Origin of the sequence: Xenorhabdus thuongxuanensis (genome assembly GCF_001908095.1) — a bacterium.
Lineage (GTDB): Bacteria > Pseudomonadota > Gammaproteobacteria > Enterobacterales > Enterobacteriaceae > Xenorhabdus > Xenorhabdus thuongxuanensis.
In genome coordinates, this window is the sequence record NZ_MKGR01000043.1 from 1 (window position 1) to 4,359 (window position 4,359).

Annotated in this window: 3 protein-coding genes and 1 pseudogene; all 4 read right to left on the minus strand. The window is 53.2% G+C overall.

Annotated features, from left to right (window positions below; genetic code table 11):
* Positions 1-78 precede the first annotated feature (78 nt).
* Positions 79-384, minus strand: a pseudogene (locus tag Xentx_RS17130) (integrating conjugative element protein); the annotation flags it as partial.
* 12 nt (positions 385-396) lie between these two features.
* Positions 397-1,365 (minus strand): TIGR03756 family integrating conjugative element protein, encoded by a 969-nt coding sequence (locus tag Xentx_RS17135; RefSeq protein WP_074021733.1) that lies wholly within the window; start codon positions 1,363-1,365, stop codon positions 397-399.
* Complete coding sequence (locus tag Xentx_RS17140; protein ID WP_074021734.1) at positions 1,362-1,760, minus strand: TIGR03757 family integrating conjugative element protein; 399 nt, start codon at positions 1,758-1,760, stop codon at positions 1,362-1,364. Before Xentx_RS17140 ends, Xentx_RS17135 begins: the two co-directional genes overlap by 4 nt.
* 129 nt (positions 1,761-1,889) lie before the next feature.
* The coding region (locus Xentx_RS17145; protein ID WP_074021735.1) for an Ig-like domain-containing protein at positions 1,890-4,359 on the minus strand (2,470 nt) is incomplete at its 5' end.

Consider the following 4,359-nt stretch of genomic DNA (forward strand, 5'->3'; position numbering starts at 1 on the left):
TTTCATCAGGGCTCTTTGAAGCCGAATATATGTTTGCGACTACTGTTGTCAAAAAAGAAAAATAGGTTGCCCACTTGCATTGAGTCGGTGTCCATATATAGTTTTTAAGTCAAAATTGCCGCACATCAAATCGGAACTCCAGCCCAGCTCCAACCCGCCCAGCGTGGTCAGGGAACGGCGGGTGGCCGGCTGTGAAATCACTGAGCCGCCCCCTAAGGTATAAAACAGCGTATCAGAGACCGCACCGGAGACATCGGCACCATAACCCAGCACACTGTTATTTACCTGTGGTAATGAGAGGGATACAACCGGTGTATTACCCTGCACAGAAGCGGTTGCCAGCCCACTCAATACCAGCAATAACCCGTTTATTTTCGTCATCATTCCTCCCTTATTTCAGATATCGGTACTGCCAAGAAAACGCTGCCCCCGGCGCTGGCAACAGCTGTAGGGCTGCCACAGGGCATACGCCTGATTGCCATTGACCGCAGCCGCATGTTCGCCGTCAGGAAACACTGCGCAAGATTGACTTAACCGGGGTGATAATCGCTGCCATTGGTGATTTTGGGTGCCGGTATTTTCTGTCACTGGTTCGGGTGGCCAATAACCGTCAGCGCGTTGACCTTTTAAGGTCTGATAAACATGGGGTTGCCCGGCACGGGTGATAATATCCGCCACCCGCTGCGCCACCACGGCAGACGCTTTGTCATCATCGGTCTGATTGACGAAACCTGAGCGCGGATAAATAGTGCCCCACAGATTGGCGGCCATTTGGCTGCCCAGCTCCCGCTGGCCGGGAATAAGCGCTTCCGGGTAAAACGATTCCGGCAAACCGGTGCGCCACGCAACGGTATCTAATGTGCTGAGAAAATAAGGCACCAACGGGGTGGCCGCACTGCGGCAGGAATAGCCGGGGATGTGCCCGCCAATCAGACGGGTCGCAGGATGCCCGATAGCATCAGCGTATTTGAAACGCAGGCTGGTCCGGCGCTGGCCTGGAATCTGGCTATTATGGTGGCCACCGCCGGCAGCCAGGTGGGATAACACACCGGTGACAGCATTTTCCAGTCCGCCGGATAACCGGCTGACTTGCGCCATGTCTGCCCACGGATTGCCACCGGGGGCGTGATAGGTGGACACCACCGCTTCGGGGAGGTAGTGAGTGACTTTAACCGACGTTTTTACCGTACAGCCATGCCAGGAACAAAACAGCCAGTAACAAATACCGCTGACCCGCCACTGGATACAGGATGGCGAGAGACTGCCGGCCACAATCTGGGCTGTGTTGAGGGAGGCCTGCGCAAAGGGAGTCAACGCCGCTATCAGCGTGATAACAACAGGAAAAGCAAGGCGGGGTGTCTTCATGGCTGGCGCTGCTCCCTGAGGGCACTTGCTTTTGTCTCATCCGCCGTACCATACACCACATCCCGGTCATCAAATACCACCGCAGGGTATTTACGCACGCCTGATTGCCAGGCTTTAACAACAGCACGATAAGACTGAATCAGTTGCTGTTCCTGCTGATGCCATTGGGGTGATTGCAGAATAGTTTGTGCCTGAATAGCGGCTTGCTGCGGATCGGCAGAAAGGTGAGCGAAGATTTGTCTCTGATGTTGTTCAGCCACATCCAGCCAGACAATTTGTGTCTCCGGGGAAAGATTGACGGGAGGATGCTGACTGTCGGTATAGATAACCACTTTCGTATTAGCCGATAATGAGGCCAGCACGCCCCCCCAAAGCAATAAAGCCGACTTCCACATAGTCCACTTCCCGTTTTATTAAACACCGGGATAGCCTGAAGAAATATATTGTAAAAATCAGCCATTAATTAGTTTTCCGAAAAATGAAAAAAGGGACTGAAGAGCAAAGCAAAACCGCCCTGTTATTCATTAACGACTGCACGCAAATCCTGTCATCGGCCAGCCATTTCGCATCCACCGGTCTGTTTCTGCCCAAAACGCCCATTTCGCCTGATGCTCTGCTGAACCTGAGCTGGCCGCCAGATAATCCGTTGATGTCACGTAAAATTCCCGCGCCCAGCCATCATAAAGATAAAAGTTCCCCCATTCCTCATAGAGCCGTTCGAGGGCATATTTGGAGGCAATCCGGCTGCCGAGTGATTGGCAAAGTTGTTTCGCATGAGAATAAAAATCTTTTGTCAGGCCGGAGCGCTCAAACCAGGTGTGAACCGTCAAGGTCAGTGCGACCTGTTGCCCGGTCTCATCAGTGCCGGTGAGCCTGACTCCGTCAGGATTTTGTTGCACCGTCACCCCATCCCCCGATACTGTCACCGAGGGTGAATCACTCTGCCAGCTTACCCGACCTGTATTGCCGGCCGTGATAAGGCGAAATTTTGCGCCACGCCAGAGTACGGAAGGCCCCCGAAGACCAAACGATTTCTGGTTGACATTGCCGCCCTGACGGTCAATGGCAACGGTATCAACCAGGCGTAACGGCAGAATAAATTCCACAGAAGAGGCGACTGACTGCTCACCAACGTCAGCAGTGACCGAAGCCTGTCCAACATGACGACTGACAAGGGTTGCTGTTGCATTTCCCTGACGGTCTGTCCTGTCTTCTGCAAAAATCATCTCGCCAAGGTTGCCAGACCAGTCAACCGCTTTATCCGGAACTCCCTGCCCATGAATATCCGTGACGGTGACAGTAAAAGTCACCCGATCTTCGCCATCCGCCGCAGCACGGGTTTTATTGACCCGAATGGTGGATAACAGCACTTCATCAAACGCCACCATGGGGGCGGCCACTTTATGATCTTCAACCTGGATTTGCACCTGATGGAGCCCTGCAAACGTACTCCTCAGCTGAACCTGCGCTTGTCCCTGAGGGTCGGTTTGTGTCCATTCTGAAGACAACACACCGTGATCTGCTTGCCAACTCACCGGCTGATTTGCCACAGGTGATCCCAATGAATCTCGCACTATAGCCGTTAACACAATCGTATCCTGCCCATCACCTTTAGCCCTGACTTTGTCCACCGTGATCGCGGGTTTCAGCCGGCGTTCAAACGTCACCGGAGCAGCATCAAGGGTTTTCCCCGCCACCTCGGCTTTCACCGTTGCCCGCCCTGCGATGCGGCTGATTAACCGGGCTGTCGCTTCTCCCTGACTGTTTGTTTGCTCTTGCCTGTCCAGCAGTTGCCCGCTACCCACTGACCATTGTACTTTGCTGTTGGCAACGGGGTGATCTGCTGCATCGCGCACGTTCACTGTATAAAGAATGCTGTCCTGGCCATCGGCCATCGCGGTTTGTTTGTCCGCCTGAAGTGAGTGCGTTAACGAAGCGATAAAAGTAATCGGTGAAGCCACCACTGTTTCACTGCCAACCGCCACTTCAACTTCTGCATTTCCTGATACTTTGCTGGTTAAATAAGCCGTAGCCTGCCCCTTCACATCAGTCCTTAATGAAAATAAGGAGAACTGACCCAGGCTGGTCTGCCAGCCAACAGCCTGATTGGGCACCGGTTGACCACCGGCGTTTTTAACCGTGACCGTCAAGATCGCTCTTGATTTCCCATCCGCCTTAACGCTGTGCTTATCAATGGTGATTTCGGGTATCAGCACCGCATCAAACTGGACTGAAGGTGCAACAGCAACCTCTCCATCCACGGAAACACGTACTGTGTGCAGCCCCTGCTGACGGCTGCGCAGCACGACCGATGCCTGCCCCTGCGCATCCGTATCCTGCCGGGTTTGGGATAATTCGCCTTTATCACTTGACCAGATAACCGCCTGATTGGAAACAGGAGCGCCTTCCTGATCGATGACAAGGACGGTATAGAGCACACTGTCATGACCATCGGCTTTGACCTGCGTTTTATTCGCTGTCACCTGTAATTGTTTTTCGGTCGGCAGACTCACCATCATAATTTCTGCCCGGTTGGAGCGGTTACCCCGGCTGTCGATAGCTATTCCCGAAAGCCGGACGGGCTTTTCCGTGGTTTTCGGCAACCGTAATGTCACTTTACCTGGTTGCTGATCAAGTATTTTTCCGCCTGCCTGCTGTAATTCACTGGTATCCAGCGCTAAACGTGCCAGGGGATATTGGGATTGGATAATCGGTACAAAGGTCACTTCCTTGCCTTCATATCCGTTGATTGATGCAGGGAAAGCCAGTGTCAGCAACGTTTGCTTCTGATAATCCAGTACTATATCACTGCGCCGGTTCACAAAATCAAACTGACTGGATCTCAGGCTGCGCAGGGGAGCGACCGCGTTCGGGTCAAGCTGATGGCCGAACGGAACACCCAACCGATAATTGAGGTTCAGGGTAAAACGGTTCTCACTGACCCCTTGCTTACCCTGCCGAAAATCGGCACCCAGTGTGACTAAGGGGACTGGC

What these genes read in the sequence shown, in the direction of transcription:
- Xentx_RS17135 (WP_074021733.1), bottom strand. Translation starts at nt 1,365, where the DNA reads ATGAAGACACCCCGCCTTGCTTTTCCTGTTGTTATCACGCTGATAGCG.
- Xentx_RS17140 (WP_074021734.1), bottom strand. Translation starts at nt 1,760, where the DNA reads ATGTGGAAGTCGGCTTTATTGCTTTGGGGGGGCGTGCTGGCCTCATTA.